Annotated in this window: 14 protein-coding genes; 7 read left to right on the top strand and 7 right to left on the bottom strand. The window is 58.2% G+C overall.

What is annotated here, in order from left to right; genetic code table 11:
* Positions 1–139: 139 nt before the first annotated feature.
* From gluP to nagK, 4 genes are read right to left on the bottom strand one after another with little or no spacing between them, the layout of a single operon-like run.
* Positions 140–1,456: a glucose/galactose MFS transporter gene (gene gluP / locus BM155_RS00730; protein WP_074900520.1), complete on the bottom strand. Its 1,317-nt coding sequence runs from the start codon at positions 1,454–1,456 to the stop codon at positions 140–142.
* 39 nt (positions 1,457–1,495) lie between these two features.
* Positions 1,496–2,626: an N-acetylglucosamine-6-phosphate deacetylase gene (gene nagA / locus BM155_RS00725; protein ID WP_074900517.1), complete on the bottom strand. Its 1,131-nt coding sequence runs from the start codon at positions 2,624–2,626 to the stop codon at positions 1,496–1,498.
* A gap of 18 nt (positions 2,627–2,644) precedes the next feature.
* On the bottom strand, positions 2,645–3,688 hold the full coding sequence (gene nagB-II / locus BM155_RS00720; RefSeq protein WP_231902463.1) for a glucosamine-6-phosphate deaminase NagB-II: 1,044 nt from the start codon (positions 3,686–3,688) through the stop codon (positions 2,645–2,647).
* Between the two features lie 17 nt (positions 3,689–3,705).
* Positions 3,706–4,650 (bottom strand): N-acetylglucosamine kinase, encoded by a 945-nt coding sequence (gene nagK / locus BM155_RS00715; RefSeq protein WP_067152102.1) that lies wholly within the window; start codon positions 4,648–4,650, stop codon positions 3,706–3,708.
* 514 nt (positions 4,651–5,164) lie between these two features.
* Here nagK and BM155_RS00710 point away from each other — a divergent pair.
* The 3 genes from BM155_RS00710 (at position 5,165) to BM155_RS00700 (ending at position 9,059) form a co-directional block, all read left to right on the top strand.
* Entirely contained in the window at positions 5,165–6,499 is a 1,335-nt protein-coding gene (locus BM155_RS00710; RefSeq protein WP_139223108.1) for a PstS family phosphate ABC transporter substrate-binding protein, read from the top strand.
* A 138-nt stretch (positions 6,500–6,637) separates the two neighbouring features.
* Positions 6,638–7,504 (top strand): DUF6279 family lipoprotein, encoded by an 867-nt coding sequence (locus BM155_RS00705; RefSeq protein WP_067152098.1) that lies wholly within the window; start codon positions 6,638–6,640, stop codon positions 7,502–7,504.
* A gap of 280 nt (positions 7,505–7,784) precedes the next feature.
* Complete coding sequence (locus BM155_RS00700; RefSeq protein WP_067152096.1) at positions 7,785–9,059, top strand: aspartate aminotransferase type Ic; 1,275 nt, start codon at positions 7,785–7,787, stop codon at positions 9,057–9,059.
* Positions 9,060–9,101: 42 nt separating this feature from the next.
* Here the strand turns inward: BM155_RS00700 and olsF are convergent, their stop codons facing one another.
* The 3 genes from olsF to BM155_RS00685 all read right to left on the bottom strand — a co-directional run bounded on the left by olsF (position 9,102) and on the right by BM155_RS00685 (position 12,082).
* Positions 9,102–10,775: a bifunctional ornithine lipid synthase OlsF gene (gene olsF / locus BM155_RS00695; protein WP_074900511.1), complete on the bottom strand. Its 1,674-nt coding sequence runs from the start codon at positions 10,773–10,775 to the stop codon at positions 9,102–9,104.
* Positions 10,772–11,563, bottom strand: a complete 792-nt coding sequence (locus BM155_RS00690) for a UDP-2,3-diacylglucosamine diphosphatase (protein WP_067152092.1) — start codon at positions 11,561–11,563, stop codon at positions 10,772–10,774. The genes olsF and BM155_RS00690 overlap by 4 nt, the downstream gene beginning before the upstream one ends.
* Positions 11,564–11,749: 186 nt before the next feature.
* Complete coding sequence (locus BM155_RS00685; protein ID WP_175487728.1) at positions 11,750–12,082, bottom strand: DUF1820 family protein; 333 nt, start codon at positions 12,080–12,082, stop codon at positions 11,750–11,752.
* Positions 12,083–12,350: 268 nt separating this feature from the next.
* Between BM155_RS00685 and miaB the strand changes: the two genes are divergently transcribed.
* From miaB to BM155_RS00665, 4 genes are all read left to right on the top strand, one after another.
* On the top strand, positions 12,351–13,730 hold the full coding sequence (gene miaB / locus BM155_RS00680; protein ID WP_067152090.1) for a tRNA (N6-isopentenyl adenosine(37)-C2)-methylthiotransferase MiaB: 1,380 nt from the start codon (positions 12,351–12,353) through the stop codon (positions 13,728–13,730).
* A 161-nt stretch (positions 13,731–13,891) separates the two neighbouring features.
* On the top strand, positions 13,892–14,944 hold the full coding sequence (locus tag BM155_RS00675) for a PhoH family protein (RefSeq protein ID WP_074900508.1): 1,053 nt from the start codon (positions 13,892–13,894) through the stop codon (positions 14,942–14,944).
* Positions 14,945–14,952: 8 nt separating this feature from the next.
* A complete protein-coding gene (gene ybeY / locus BM155_RS00670) occupies positions 14,953–15,447 on the top strand; it encodes an rRNA maturation RNase YbeY (protein ID WP_067152082.1) in 495 nt (164 codons plus the stop codon).
* Positions 15,448–15,504: 57 nt separating this feature from the next.
* The gene (locus tag BM155_RS00665; RefSeq protein WP_231902462.1) at positions 15,505–16,389 is read left to right on the top strand and encodes a CorC family transporter; all 885 of its coding nucleotides are present in this window, start codon (positions 15,505–15,507) and stop codon (positions 16,387–16,389) included.
* Positions 16,390–16,420: the final 31 nt, after the last annotated feature.

Below are 16,420 nucleotides of genomic sequence, written 5' to 3'. Positions count from 1 at the left end.
CCCCACCCACTGTCAAAATAGTTTTTACGGCTGCGCGAACCAACCTGGGTCCACGTTAAATAAAATACAAAAAAGCCCTCGCGAAGAGGGCAAAGATGACGAGAACCAAAAATAACGGATAGATATCCAACCGAGTTCACTATTTCCAGCTGCGCAGTTTGTGGCCCTTGATTGCATAAAAAAGAATAAACAGATAACAAGGCAGCGCAACGCTGTAGCCAGCCCCCGTGGTACCGGCAAGTTCAGCCACCTTGCCAAACAACAGTGGAATAATCGCGCCACCGGCGATCCCCATAATCAACAGCGCCGAACCCTGCGCGGTGAATTTTCCCAAGCCATCCAGCGCCAGAGGCCAGACTGAGGGCCAAACGAGAGCGTGGGCCAGCCCCATCAGAGCGACGAAAGCCACTGTATCCGGTATGACAGGGATTCCGGACCAGCCCCAGAGCAGACTCGCAATTACAGTGCTCTCTTTGGAGGCCAACAGAACGCCAAGCACACACAGAAAACCAGCGACAGCGGAGCCGAGCAGCGCCTGTTGCTGAGAAATAAAGCGCGGAATGCAAGTCACACCCACCAGATAGCCGATCACCATAAATACCATGGTGTAGGAGGTGAGTGACGCAAAGTTGGCAACACCGAGTCGCTCTCCATAGAGACCTATGGTATCGCCCGCGATGACCTCCACACCCACATAGGCGAAGAGAGCAAAAGCCCCCAATACCACTTGTGGGAATTGCCATATGCCGGACCTGCTTTCGCTATCAGAGGCATGTTCCTCTTCAATATCCGGCAGACCGGAAAGCTTCACCAGCCCCACCAGTAAGAACAACAGCACCGCCATACAGATGTACGGCATTACCAGGCGGTTGGCCACCTCGCTCAGTTTCGCTTCGCGCTCGGCCTCGCCCAGCCTGGCGATGGCCTCGGTATTGAAATCCGCAAGGCCGGAAAGAACTAGCGCGGTAAATACGATTGGCGCCAACACACCGGCACTTTTGTTGATAATGCCCATCACTGCAATGCGCGTGGCGGCACTTTCGGCTGGTCCCAATTGCACCACATAGGGATTGGACGCGGTCTGCAATATCGTCAGACCACCACCGAGGCCAAACAGAGCCAGCAGGAAGACCGGGTAACTGCCCATCTGCGCGGCGGGGATAAATACCAGCGCCGCCACGCCCATAATACCCAGCCCTATGGCCATGCCGTCGCGATAGCCGGCGCGGCGCAGGATAAAGGACATCGGCAGCGCCATCACCGTGTAGGCAATATAAAAGGCGAAAGTAACAAACAGCGCCTGAAAATCACTCAAATCGCAGAGTATTTTTAAAAACGGGATCAGGGAGCCGTTCAACCAAGTCACAAAGCCGAAAATAAAAAACAGGGTGCCGATAATCGCCATCGGCAGCAGGCTGCTTTTTGAGGCTCGCTGAGTTGCAATTGCGGTTTCCATTAGAGCACCTTTTTATCGTTATGATTCGTTCTATCGTTTTTACGCAAGCTGAGAAAAAACTTCCCTGCCACCGATCCAGGTTTTTTGCACCCGCAAGTTATCATCCAACAAAATCAGGTCGGCAGCCCCGCCCACCGCGATACGGCCGGCACTAGATCCCAAAAACTGTGCCGGATAGAGACTGCCCATACGCAAAGCTTCTTCAAGCTCAAGACCACACCAATCGCGGATATTGCGCACGGCGCTGATCATATCCAAGTGGGAACCGGCCAACTCGCCGGTAGTGGAGGTCAACTTGTCCCCCCGCTTAGTGACGATTCGCTCAAACAGAGGAAAGCTGGTTTCATCACTGCCCACCAGGGACATGGCATCGGTCACCAGCATCAATTTTCCGCGCGGCTTGGCTTTCAATGCCAAAGTCATGGCCTCGACACACAAGTGGTGTCCATCGGCAATCATTCCGCACCAGGCGCCGTCACTGATCAGCGCCGTGCCCACCATACCCGCTTCGCGGGACTGCAGTGGCGACATTGCGTTGTACAGGTGGGTAAAGCCGGTCGCGCCGGCCCGCAGCGCTGCCGCAGCGGTAGCGCCATCGGCATTGGAGTGCCCCAGACACACCCTGACACCCAGGGCAACCAGCCTGCGGATATCCTCTTGCGACACATTTTCCGGTGCCAGGGTAACCACCTTGATACCGAGATCGTCGCGGGCATAAATGGCCAGCTCCGCGTCACTAAGCGGACGAATAAAGCGCTCCTCGTGAGTGCCCTTCTTGGGCACACTGAGATGAGGCCCTTCAAAATGCACGCCAATAACCCCGGGTATCCCTTCGCGCAGCGCGGCGCTGACCGCATCCGCGGCCCGCTGCATCACTTCTACTTTGTCGGTGATCAGGGTCGGCAGGAAAGCCGTGGTGCCGAAACGCGCATGGGCCTGACTCATTTTCCACAGCGCCTCGACACTGGGGTCATTGTTAAAGAGCGCGCCGCCGCCGCCGTTGACCTGTACATCCACCAAACCCGGAGCCAGCAGTCCGGAAAGCCGTTCAGCACCCTCGGTTACCGCACCGCCTATCGCGCAAATATGGCCGTCGTCGCCGATAACCACTGGAATATCACTGCGGATCTGTTCGCCATCGAATAGCCGCTCCGCTACCAAAGTGCGCATCGCTGTGGGCTCCCAAATTTACAGAGTCTGAGTCACTTTCTTCAGGCCCGCCGGCGCATCCGGATTGATACCCCGACTGACCGCCACATGGGCGACATCGATATAGAAACGCTGCAGCAACGCAAGCGGTGCCACCCGCGGGTGCACCCCTTTGCTGGGCACGTGCAGGTTTATCATGGTGCCGCCGCGGCGAACGATATCGGCGATTTGCGCACTGTGTGTTTCGAAGGATTCGTCCTCAATGGGTACATTGACCACCGTGAGTTCTTGCTCCACCAGAGTCACCGGTCCGTGCAGGAATTCCGCACTGGAAAAGGACTCCGCGTGAATATTGCAAACCTCTTTTAATTTCAACGCCAGCTCCCGGGTGATGCCGTAGCCAGGACCGCGGCCGAGCACCACCAGATTCTTCACTCCGGCCAGGTCTTCAGGCCGCAGCTGGGTCTCTGAGGCAACCGCATCTGAGAGCGCCTGGGGCAACGCCTCGACCGCATTCAACAGCTCGCGGTTTTCGCTCCAGTAGGCAACCAGCTGCAGCACTGCCGCAAGCGTTGCCAGATAACTCTTAGTGGCGGCAACAGCTTTTTCCGGCCCCGCCTTCAAGGGCAACGTCAGATCAACGATGTCTTTAATCGGCGCTGTTTCGTCATTGACCAGCGCAACGGTATAAGCGCCCGCTGCCTTCGCCATCCGCGCCTGGGCGAGAATGTCCGGGCTGCGGCCGGACTGGGAAATCACCAGCACCAGCGCCCCTTCGAGTTTCAACTTGCGACCGTAGACACTGGAAACCGACGGCGCCGCGGCAAAAGTGGGTGTGCCCGTCTCAATCTCGATCAGATACTTGGCGAAGACACCCGCGTGGTCGGACGAGCCGCGCCCGACGATCATCACAAACCGCGGCGGTTCCCGGCGCAAGCGCTCACCCAGTCGGGCCATGATTGCCGCATTGCTTTGCAACTGCTCCGCGACGCGCATAGGCGCCTCGCGGGCCTCGGATTCCATCACCGTGGTAGCCATACTGCTGTCTGCCTGTGTTGCCTCGGCGTGCGTAGCTTTGCTCATAAAAAAATCTACTTCCGTTAACTGTAAAAAGCCTTTGAATCGGTTCCGGGGTGATCGACTCCGCCACCTGCCTCCTTCGCCAGAGACTGCCGGGCGAAATAAACACATCCCATTTCTGGCGCTTCCAGGGGGGTGGCCAGGCGCTCCACGACATGCGGAGCCAACCAGGGGCGCAAGCGCTGCGCCAAACCACCGATCATCGACAATCTGGGCGGTTTCAGCTCCAGCAACTTATCCGCCAGATCGCTGATATAAGAGGCGCCATCGCGCACTATGGCCTCCGCCACCGGGTCGCCGGCCTCGGCACACTCGATTACCGGCACCGCCAGGCGCGCATAGTGGCTGGATGACTTGCCGCCAATTTTCTCGAATACCTCATTGGCGTCCTCGGCACCCAGCATCTGCAACAGTTCATTTTTCAGTCTGGAGTCCTCGGCGAGACCATCCAAAGCCATCAGCAAGTATTTCACCGCCTCCATACCCATCCAGGCGCCGCTGCCCTTATCGCCATGGGGAAAGCCGTGGCCGCCAATCAGTTTGCTCTGACCGTTAGCCCAAACGTAACCACATGAGCCTGTGCCGACGATAATCACCGCACCGTCACCGCCGCGGTGAGCGCCCAGACAGGCCGTGTGTTGATCGGTAGTGAGGTACAGTTTGGAGAAAGGATGGGCCCAGGCGGCCATTTCACTGTACAGGCGCGGCATATTTACACCGGCAAGGCCGGCTCCGGCCACAAGCTCCCCCAGCATTTGGGCAGGCAAATCGGCGTCCGCCAGCGCCAGGGCGGCCGAGCGCACTATGGAGTCAATCGTCTGCGCATATCCGTGCAGAGGATTAGCTGGACCGGCGACACCGGTACCGAGCACCTGGTTATTGGCATCCACAATAGAGGCCCGACACTTGCTGCCACCGCCATCTATACCAATAAAAAAAATGTCTCTGTCTCTTATAGCAACCACCTGTACCGGCCTCTAAGACTTTGTATTGTTGTGTGCCTTTGTCGGGCTTCCCAGTGCCTCCGAGGCTGACGCAAACGCCAGCATCACGGGAGCGATATTACACAAATTATGACAGCGTTGTCACATCATTTTTAAAAAAATTTGCACAAGCGTACCTGAGCCTCCCTTCCATGCATGAAACAAGCTCTTCACCGACGCCCGGACCGCCGCATGCCGCCCAGCCTGGTGAAATAAACAAAATCCGCCCCCTCGCAACTGGGGTGGCGCAGAGAGTGCGGCCACTAGCCCAAACCCGCCGCATTCAGAGCCTGATCACAAAAAATTGTGAATAAACCCAGGAACAGTTGCAATAATCACGTCACACATTTCTGCGATAAAGCGCACCCCGGCGGCACCGACCGCCCATGCAATTACGCCTGTGTCGAGCTCCAGCCAGTCCAGGCATCCCGATAACAATAACGGCAATATTCGTGCCGGAAAGTCCCTCACAAAATGCAGACGAGAGGATAATTTGATGGCGGGGTTACCCACGCGCGTTTTGGCGATCGCCCTTTTGTACTGTCAACTGCTTTCCTCACACACCTGGGCGGAAACCCAAACACTCTTCCGTATGACCGGTTCCAATACTGTCGGCGCCGAATTAGCGCCGCTTTTGGTCAAAGGCTATCTGCGCAGCCTGAATGCCAGCAATATCGAGCAACGCAGTGCCGGCGAGCGACACTGGATTAAAGCAACCATGGAAGGTCGCACAGTGGAAATACCCATCGTCGCCCTCGGTTCCAGCACCGGCTTCAAGGCGCTAAATAGCGACACCGCCGATATCGGCATGTCCTCCCGCAAAATCAAGCGACAGGAAATCCGTATGCTCTCGCGCTTTGGCAATCTCGCTGGCGCGGAAGCGGAGCATGTAATCGGCCTGGATGCGCTGGCAATCGCCGTACATCCAAGCAACCCTGTCAGCCAATTGACCCTGGCTCAGGTGGCGCAGATCTACAGCGGAAAAATCAAGAACTGGGCCGAGCTGGGCGGTGCCGACCTTCCGATCCACCCCCTGCACCGGGATATCGAGTCCGGTACCCGCGCCACTTTTGACGAAGAAATTTTTGGCCACAGCCGCCCGGCGGCCCCCGGCATTTATGAAGTCTCTGGCAACGCCGAGACCCAGCGCATTGTCCTGCGTGAAGCTGGCGCCATTGGCTACCTGCCCTTCGCCGACGCCGAAGGGGTAAAGAAAGTGGCCATCAAGGCAGGCGATCTAGCCGCCACAGTGCCAGACCGCGGCATTATCGCCACCGAAGACTTCCCCCTCACCCGGCGCCTTTACCTCTATAAAAACCCCAGCCAGTTCAAGCCCCATGTGGACAATTTTCTGCACTTTGTCGAATCCGCGGAGGGGCAGAAGCTGGTGGCTGAATCCGGCTACATCAACCTGACACCGGTGCGCCTTAAGATCCCCGCCTATCCCAATGCACCACAGGCATACCGGGAGCTGATGGAACGCGCCGAACGCCTGAGCATCTCCTTCCGCTTCGCCGATGGCAGCGCCGACCTGGACAGCCGTGCACTCGTGGATCTGCATCGGCTGGAGGAGTACATCGACCAAAACGGTAATGCGCTGGATCTAACTCTGGTGGGCTTTTCGGATCAGAAATCCAACGACAAGATCACCGATATTATTTCGCGCTTCCGCGCCCTCAAAGTCCAAGGGGCACTGTTGCGCGACCATCAACTTAAGGGCGTAAAAATTCTGGCTCTGGGAGCCTTCGCCCCCCTCACCGCCGACCGGGAACAGGCGCCGATTAAGAACAGCCGTGTCGAGGTGTGGATAAACACGGAAACGGCCGATTGATATCGGCGCAAAACGCGACCCGGTCGCGCACCACGGCCCAAGCCGGAAACGTCGCGCAATGAACGGGGGGCTCCCCATTCATCTATAGTGAAGATTGGCCCCTTAAGACGATGGGCCGATATTTACAGGGAATAACAGATGGCGCGCCCGGCTGCAGCAATTCTGAAGCGTACACGCAACTTCGCGACACTGATTTCCACACTGCTGCTTCTCGCCAGCTGCTCCAGCGTCCAATTTGCGTACAACCACCTGGACCTGTGGATGCGCTGGCAACTGGACGACTATGTCGACTTTAACGCCGAGCAGAAAGCCGCGCTGCACGCCGCACTCGACAGCTTTCACACCTGGCACCGCCAAACCCAACTACCCCGCTACGCGGACTATCTCGAGCTGCTCGCCGAGAGGGTCGAAAAAAACCAACTGCGAAAGCCACATTTGGAATCGACGGAAATACAGATCCAAAAATTCCTGCACACCGCCAGCGCGCAGCTCTGCGACCTGCTACTGCCCCTGGCCGAAACATTGACTCCGGCACAAATAGACACTCTGGAAAAAACGCTGCGAAAAAAGCGCGAAGAATCTTTGGAGAAATGGCAAAAAACACCGGATAAAATCCAGCGCCGACGCAACAAGCATATACGCAAGCAGAGCAAGCGCTGGCTCGGGTCCCTGAGCCTTGAACAGGAACAAATGATTGCCGCCTGGGTCACACAAGTGGAATACAACCCACTGGAACGCAACCATCAAAGGGAAATCTGGCAGGCGCGCTTTGTGGAACTTCTGCGCAACAAACCCGAAGGCTACCAGGCCCAGTTGCGCAATCTGGTGCTCTATCCGGAACAACTTTGGTCGAAGGACTACCGCCGGATACAGGAAGAACGCCAGCGCCAAGCCCGCCGGCTGGGCGAGCGTATACTCGCCAGCACCACCGAAGCCCAACGCGCCCACCTGATCCGCACCCTGCGCAAATACGCACAAGACTTCCGCACACTCTCCGCAAACTAAGGAACCTCTGATTAAATCACTTTCTGGTGGCAGAAGCTCTTCGCGGGCGGATGTGAGGCTCAGGTGATAGGGCGGACATTTCGAAACCGTCGGATACAGGGATGTATCCGTCGGAGCTACAGGGAAGTACTCGTGCGCTTTCGAAATGTCCGTCCTATTGCCCGAGCGACCCGAAACCAATGACAGCGCTCGTGTGAATTAATCTGAGGTGCCCCTAGTGCAATTAGCGCCCGCTTACTGCTAAGCTCGCCGCTCTCACTCACCAGATGGAGAACAACCCGTGGATATCGACGCCGCCACGCGCGAACAGCTGCAAAACTGGGAAAAAGAACTGAACGCGCAGTATCAGCGCATCTGCGAGCACGAATTGAGCCTCGACATCACCCGGGGCAAGCCTTCCGCGGACCAGCTGCACCTGTCCGACGGACTGGACGGTATTCTAAATGGCGAATACCGCGCGGCAGACGGCACCGATACCCGCAACTACGGCGGCCTCGAGGGGCTGATGTGCGCCCGCGAACTGGGCGCGGATATCCTGCAGGTACCCGTTGAGGAAGTGATTGCCGGCGGCAACAGCTCCCTGACCCTGATGTATTGCGCCGTGCTCACCGGCTACCTGTTCGGTTATGCCGGCAACAAACCCTGGAAGGAGCTGGAAGCGCCCAAATTCCTCTGTCCGGTACCGGGCTACGACCGCCACTTCGCCATCTGTGAACAACTTGGGATTGGCATGGTGAACGTGCCAATGACCGACAGCGGCCCCGATATGGACGCCGTGGAGGCACTGATCGAAAAAGACCGGGACATCATCGGCATCTGGTGCGTCCCCAAATTCTCCAATCCCACCGGTGTCACCTACAGCGCGGAGACCGTGGAGCGGCTGGCACAACTGGGCCGCATCGCCAATCCCGGCTTCCGCATATTCTGGGACAACGCCTACGCGATTCACGACCTGGACAACCAGGTAAACCTGGCCAATATCCGCACCGCTACCGTGGAAAACGACACCGCCGATTCGGTGATTCAGTTCGCCTCCACTTCCAAGGTGACCCACGCCGGTGCCGGCCTCGCCTTTGTCAGCGCCAGCAGCGACAACCTGGCCTCTTTGAAAAAACAAATGCAGGCCATGACTATCGGTCCAGACAAGATTAACCAGCTGCGCCACGCGCGCTTCTTTGCCGAATTCACCCTGCTCAAAGAGCATATGCACAAGCACGCACAGATCCTGAAACCGAAGTTCCAGTGCGTGCTGAGCCATCTGGAAAAAGCGTTCAAAGATTCGGATCTCGGTGAGTGGGAAAATCCCCTGGGGGGCTATTTTGTCTCCTTCAACACCCGCCCCGGATGCGCCGCCGCGGTAGTAGAACTGGCCGCACAAGCGGGCGTGAAGCTAACGCCGGCGGGCGCCACTTTTCCCTACGGAGTGGACCCGGAAGACCGCAATATCCGCATAGCGCCCAGCTTCCCGCCGCTGGACGAGCTGGACACCGCCATGTCGGTGTTTGTGTTGTGCGTGAAGCTGGCGAGTGTACGCAAACAGCTGGAAATGCTGTAGGAAATTCCCTCAATGCCGGGGAGCGGTGCGACCGCTCCCGCGTCAACCACCGAGGTAGCGTTTGGCAAATTTCGGGTCCGCCCGCTCCAGATCGACAACCACCAACCCGTCCACCGAATCGCAAAAATCCGGGTCCACGTTGAAAGCGTGAAAGCTGGTACCGCCGGGCCTGGTCACCGCGGTGTACTTCTTGAACAAAGGCGGCAACACAACGCCCTCTTCCTTCAAAATCTGTTTCAGCTGCACCATGTCCGCTCCCGCATCGCCGGAAAGTTCCGGCAGATCCTCGCGCGCTTCCACGAAAGGTAAGCGGGCGTCGCCCAAGGGGTTGTCGGTAGCAAAATGGTGCAGGAAGTAGCGCACAATGGCCGATTTGGCGCGCGCGGAGAAGGTGCCGGGCATGGATACCGGCCCGAACAGATAACGCACCTGATTGCGTGCAATCCACTGGCCGATACCGCACCAGAGCAAGTCAAGTCCGCGGCTGCGCCAATACTCGGGCAGAAGAAAGCTGCGCCCCAGTTCCGCAGAGCCCGGCAGGCACTGCCGCGGCGGCCGCGGGTAATTAAACAGCGTCGAACTGTATATCTGCTCCGGTTCCAGATCATCGGTCTTCGCCAAGCGATAGGCTCCGGCAATCTGCTGCCGCTCGCCATCCCAGAGCAGCAGGTGATCGTAATGCGCGTCAAAGGCATCCCAATCCCGGCTTTGGCCTGTGCCCTCCCCCACAGCGCGGAAGGCGATCTCGCGAATGCGCGACAACTCGCGCATCACCGGGCAGTCGACCTGCTGGCGGTAGAGTTTCACGGAAAACGCCCCCTGTTCGACCAAGGTGTCGCAGTTTTCCATCACCCGCATCACTTCTTCCACCGGCTCGGCGGCGGCGATAGGCTCAGGCCCCAACGGGCGGGGCGATTTGTGCAGTTTATACACATGCTTGCGCCACAGTGCCGCCTGAGCCCGCGGCGCCATGGGCCATTCGCTGAAATGCGCGGTCTCCACTGGCGTGCCGATACGGATATCGATGCTGCGCCTGGACTGCTTAAACATTTCCCGTACCAGCCACAGGGTCGACAACGGCTTGTTCACCATCGACAGGCCGTAGAACCACCAGGAATTGCGCCCTCGAACCTGCACCGGCAGGATGGGGGCGCCGGTCTTTTCCGCGAAGCGGACAAACCCCGGATTCCAGCGACCATCGCGCACACCCTGGGGAGTGAGGCGCGAAACCTCACCGGACGGAAACACAATGATTACCCCGCCGTTATGCAGGTGGCGGTAGATGGCTTCCACATCCCCCCGACGGGTGCGGCCGTTGAAATTATCCACCGGCAGCAGATAGGGCCGCAGCGGCTCGATATTCCACAACAGTTGGCTGGCGATAGCGCGCACATCCTTGCGCACCCGCGCCACCATATCGATCAGCGCCAGGCCGTCGAGACTGCCCAGCGGGTGATTGGACACAATCACCAGCGGCCCGTTGCGGGGCACCCGCTCCAGTTCCAGTGGGTTGAGGTCGTAGCGAAAATCGAAGTCGGCGAATACCTGGCGAATAAAATCCAAGCCACCCAAATGCGGATAGCGGCGGCCAAACGCCTGAATCCGCTCTTCACAGCAAATTTTCTTTAAAGTCGCAGACACCAGCCGGCGCGTCGGGCGGGAAGGGGCCGCACTGTACCACGGGTTTTGCTGTAGCAAGTTTTCCAACTGGATCATGCCGCCACCACCTCCGTCATAATGCTGGCCAGCTTGGGCGCGCGATGCCAGTGCAACAGATCCAGACTGCCGTCGTGCTTCTCCACTACCGCGCTCATGGAATCCACCCAATCGCCGCAGTTGGCATAAGTCACACTGCGCGCCCCGCCTCCCCCCTCGCGGATGGCGGCGCGGTGAATATGACCGCATATCACACCGTCAAAGCCACGCGCGCCCGTCTCCCGTATCGCGACCTCCTCAAAACTGTTCATTAAGCGCCTGGCCGCGTGCACGCGGTTTTTCACGTGATTGGCAAGCGACCACCAGGGCAGATCAAAACGACCGCGCCAGTAATTAATCCAGCGGTTCATGCGCAGCATGAAGTAGTAACTTTGATCGCCGATGTGATAACTGATGGGATTGACCTTGATTTGGTGCTCAAACTGATCGCCATGAGTTACCCAGTAGCGCTTGCCGTCTTCCGCAGTGTGAACCCACTCGCGTTCCACACGGATATTGCCCAGGCGCTTGCCGGCCCAACTGCGCATCGGCGCGTCGTGATTTCCGGGGACATAGATAATTTCGGGGGTCTTACTGGAGAGCTCCGACAGCATGCCCAGCAAGAGAGACGAGGATTGGCACCAGCTGCCCTTGCCCTGGGCCAGAGCCTTCATATCGAAAATATCGCCGACCAAATAGACGGTGTCGGCGCGATTCTGCGCCAGGAAGTCCGCCAGTCGTTGTGGCTCGCTGTCCCTGCTGCCCAGGTGAACATCAGAAATCCACAGTGCGCGGTAGCGGTTACTCATAGCAAGTTCCCAGTTTTTAACCCTGCGGTATTGGGAAACTTTGCATCAGTTTTTTTACAATTAAGCGGCTGTTTATTGAAGCTTATATTGCAAGCAGGAGCCTCTGTTTCTGATTGAATTGCTCCCTGGCGATAAAGAGACTTTGTGGCCGGGCGGAACGCCCGGCGCGGCGTGGAGATGTAAAAGCTATTCCGTATCCTGCGGCTGACGCATCGGCGGTGCGAAGGGGAACTGCGCCACCTTCTCCCCTTTGACCGGAACAATCTTTCCAGTCCCCTCTTTTTCCACCTCATCGATGCGCACAATGCTGTGCATCGGTATATAGGAACGGGTCACCGAGGCGAACTCCGCCTTCAGTTTCTCCTCGCTGGGGTCGACCACCAGCTGGGCCTTCTCGCCAAAAACAAACTCCTCCACCTCGATAAAGCCATACATATCGCTCTGGTAGATGGCCCGGGCGTAGAGTTCGTACACCTGGTTCTGGTTGTGGAAGATGACTTTGTAAATCGGATTGGCCATAAAACTCTCTAAATGGGGACTGTCCCTGGATTCTAACGTGCGGGAATACCTCGCGGTTCAATACCGCCCTCCCTGGCGCTATCTCCGGGCATTGCGGCAAACCCGGGCACAGCCGTCCACGCTGCTCGCCGACCCGCATTGCGCAAGCGGGACAGCCTGAAAAAGCGCGGAAGAGTAGCACTCTAATGCCCCTCCGTCTATGCAGTCCCGAAACGTATCGCTATAATGCCCCACCATTTTCATTGAGCAGTTTTTAACCAGGCAGGATATGTCCGAAACCAGAGCTAAAACCGGGGTGAAGAAACTCTATATCAAGACCCACGGCTGCCAGATGAACGAGTACGACTCGGCACGCATGCGCGATCTGCTCGGCGAATCCCACGCCATGGTTCCCACCGACGATCCGGAAGACGCGGACGTGCTGCTGGTCAACACCTGTTCCATCCGCGAGAAAGCACAGGAAAAACTGTTTCACCAACTCGGGCGCTGGAAGCACCTGAAAGAAAAGAAACCCGACCTGATTATCGGCGTCGGCGGTTGCGTGGCCAGCCAGGAAGGTGAAGCCATCGCCAAGCGCGCACCCTATGTCGACTTGATCTTCGGCCCGCAGACACTGCACCGACTGCCGGAGATGATGGAAACCAAGCGCCAGAAAAACGGGGCCGTGGTGGTGGATGTCACTTTCCCGGAAATCGAGAAATTCGACCGCCTGCCGCAACCCGAGGCGGATGGCGCCACCGCCTTCGTCTCCATTATGGAAGGCTGCTCCAAATACTGTACCTTCTGCGTAGTGCCCTACACCCGCGGGGAGGAAGTCAGCCGCCCGGTGGCGGATGTGCTCGAAGAGGTGGCCCACCTGGCCGAACAAGGTGTGCGCGAGGTGAACCTGCTGGGCCAGAACGTCAACGCCTACCGCGCACCTGGCGAAGACGGCCAGATAGTCGATTTCGCCGAGTTAATCACCTACGTGGCGGCTATCGAAGGCATCGACCGCATCCGCTATACCACCTCCCACCCGGTGGAGTTCTCCGATGCCTTGATCGACGTCTACGCCGAGGTGCCGGAGCTGGTGAACCACCTGCACCTGCCCGTGCAGAGCGGCTCGGACCGCATACTGATGGCGATGAAGCGCGGCCACACGGCATTGGAATACAAATCCAAGATCCGCCGACTGCGCAAAATACGTCCGGATATCTGTCTGTCCTCGGACTTTATCGTCGGCTTCCCAGGCGAGACGGAAAAAGACTTCGAGGCGACGATGAATCTGATTCAGGAGGTGGGCTTCGACATCTCCTTCAGTTTCATCTACTCCCCGCGCCCCGGCACACCGGCGGCGGACCTGCCGGATGACACGCCGGAAGAAGTGAAGAAGCAGCGCCTGCAACTGCTGCAAAACCGCATCAACCAACAGGCGGCAGCCATCGCCCGACGTATGGTGGGCAACACCGAGCGGGTGCTGGTTACCGGCGTATCGAAGAAGGATCCTGGCCAACTGCAGGGCCGGACCGAAAACAACCGCGTGGTCAACTTCCGCGCCGACGACCCGGCTCTGATCGGCAAATTTGCCGACATTCTGATCGAGGAGGCACTGCCCAATTCACTGCGCGGAACTCTGGTGGCTTCGGAGCTGGACGGTCCCTTATCCTAAATAAAGTGCAGGATCACAAGCGGTCGAAGGCTCAGAGATTCCTTAACTGTAATGCCGGTATGTTATAAGCTTGACGACCGGCTAGAACCCATTCGTCACACTCAATGCTTTCCCCTAGCGGGAAAATGGGTATAACCTAGCAGTGAATTCCCCAGATAAAGGTGTCTGAAACCAATTTGGAAACGCTCACCCTCGCTCACAGTATTACTCTGGAGCCCAACGACGCCCGCCGCTTGGCCAATCTCTGCGGCCAATTTGACCAACACCTGCGCCAGATTGAAGAGCGCCTGGATATCGAAATCCGCAATCGCGGCAATCAGTTCGCTTTCTACGGAGAGCCCGAGTCCGCCCGCGCCGCTGGCGAAGTGCTGAGTTTCCTGTACCGGGAAACCGGCAGCCGCGACCACCTGACGCCGGAAGAGATCCACCTGGCCCTGCAGCAGTCGGGGGTAGAGGAGCTACAAAAGCGCCGCGACGACGAGGGCGCTGAGGCAGAGCAGGTGGTGCTGATCCGCACCAAGAAGTGCACAGTGCGGCCCCGCGGCCTGAACCAGCGCAAGTACGTGCGCGCGGTACAGACCAACGATATCAACTTCGGCATTGGCCCGGCGGGCACCGGCAAGACCTATCTGGCGGTGGCCTGCGCCGTGGAGGCACTGCTGAAGGACCGGGTGGAGCGCATACTGCTGGTGCGCCCGGCAGTGGAAGCCGGCGAAAAACTCGGTTTCCTGCCCGGCGATCTAAGCCAGAAGGTGGACCCCTACCTGCGCCCCCTCTACGATGCACTGTATGAGATGCTCGGCTTCGAAACGGTGGGCAAGCTGATCGAGCGGAACGTGATTGAAGTGGCTCCCCTCGCCTATATGCGCGGCCGCACACTGAATAACGCCTTCGTGATTCTCGATGAGAGCCAGAACACCACCCGCGAGCAAATGAAGATGTTTCTGACCCGCATCGGCTTCGGCTCCACCGCGGTGATCACCGGCGACCCCAGCCAGATCGACCTGCCCCGAGGCCAGGCCTCCGGCCTGCGCCACGCGACCGAAGTGCTGAGCAAGGTAAACGGCATCAGCTTCACACACTTTGGCGCCAAGGATGTAGTCCGCCACCCGCTGGTACAGCGCATTGTCGAGGCATACGACGCCCACGAAGCGGAGGGCGAAGCTGCCACCGCAGAGACAGCAACCGGCAACCGGGATGAAAACGCGGCCTGAATCCAGCCATGATCGATCTGCAACTCGAAGTGCAGCGGGCCAGCTGCTGCGTCAATTTACCTTCCGATGAGAAGATCCGCACCTGGGTCACCGCCGCCCTGGCGGGCCGACGGGATGAAGCGGAGCTGACGGTGCGCATTGTCGACGCCGATGAGAGCCGACAGCTCAACGGTCAGTACCGCGGCAAGGACAGACCCACCAATGTACTGTCTTTTCCCGCAGATCTTCCCAGTGACATTAATCTCCCGCTTCTGGGTGATCTTGTCATCTGCGCACCGGTTGTTGCGCAGGAAGCGGATGAACAGCACAAAGCACTCTCCGCACACTGGGCACATATGGTGGTCCATGGCACACTGCACCTTTTGGGCTACGACCACGTCGAAGACGCGGACGCCGAGGTGATGGAAAAGCTGGAAACCGGCCTGCTCGCCGGGCTCGGCTACCCAGACCCCTACGCCCCCATGGAGGAAAGCGCGGCGCAGCCGCGCGCCGCGACAGACTGACGCGACCTACTACCGACTAACGTAAATACGAGAGAAATCCGGAGCATGGCCACTCCCATGACCACAGACGAACCCCCAAGTAGTCAGTCAGCTGGCAAATCCCGATCGGGAGAAAAGAACTGGCTGGAAAAGCTCTTCGGCGCCTTTTCCACCGAACCCAAATCCCGTGACGAACTGCTGGAGATCATCAAGGACGCCGCTGAAAACCAGCTGCTGGATGCCGAGGCGCTATCCATCATTGAGGGCGCTCTGGACGTCTCCAACCAGCAGGTGCGCGAGATCATGATCCCCCGCTCGCAGATGGTGGTGGTCAGTCTGGGGGAAAAGCCGGAAGAGTTCCTCAAGAAAATTATCGAGTCTGGCCATTCCCGTTTCCCAGTGATTGGCGACAGCATCGACGATATCCGCGGTATTCTGCTGGCCAAGGATCTACTGCCACTCATCCTCAAGGGCACCGACAACTTCCAGCTGGAAGACATCATTCGCCCGGCCAATATCATTCCCGAGAGCAAACGCCTGAACATTCTTCTGCGGGAATTCCGTGAAAACCGCTACCACATGGCGGTAGTCATCGATGAGTACGGCGGTGTATCCGGTGTGGTCACCATTGAGGATATCCTCGAAGAAATCGTCGGCGAGATCGAAGACGAAACGGACGAGGAAGAGGAAGACAGCTTTATCCGCAAGGTGGGCGAAAACGACTTTATCGTTAAGGCACTCACCCCCATTGAAGACTTCAACGAATACTTCAACAGCGAACTCAGCGACGAGGAATTCGATACCATCGGCGGTCTGATTATGCAGTCCTTTGGGCACCTGCCCGGCCGCGACGAGGTCACCCGCCTGGGAGACTTTATGTTCCGGGTCCTCTACGCCGACAGCCGACAAATCCACCTGCTGCGGGTGAGTCGCATGGAGCCGCAGGCACCGACATCTGGTTAAACCGCGGATAGCGCAGACTTATCGGGCGTAA

Origin of the sequence: Microbulbifer thermotolerans, assembly GCF_900112305.1 — a bacterium.
GTDB lineage: Bacteria > Pseudomonadota > Gammaproteobacteria > Pseudomonadales > Cellvibrionaceae > Microbulbifer > Microbulbifer thermotolerans.
Note: the sequence above shows the minus strand (reverse complement) of the source record. Positions and strands in the feature narration are given on the sequence as shown.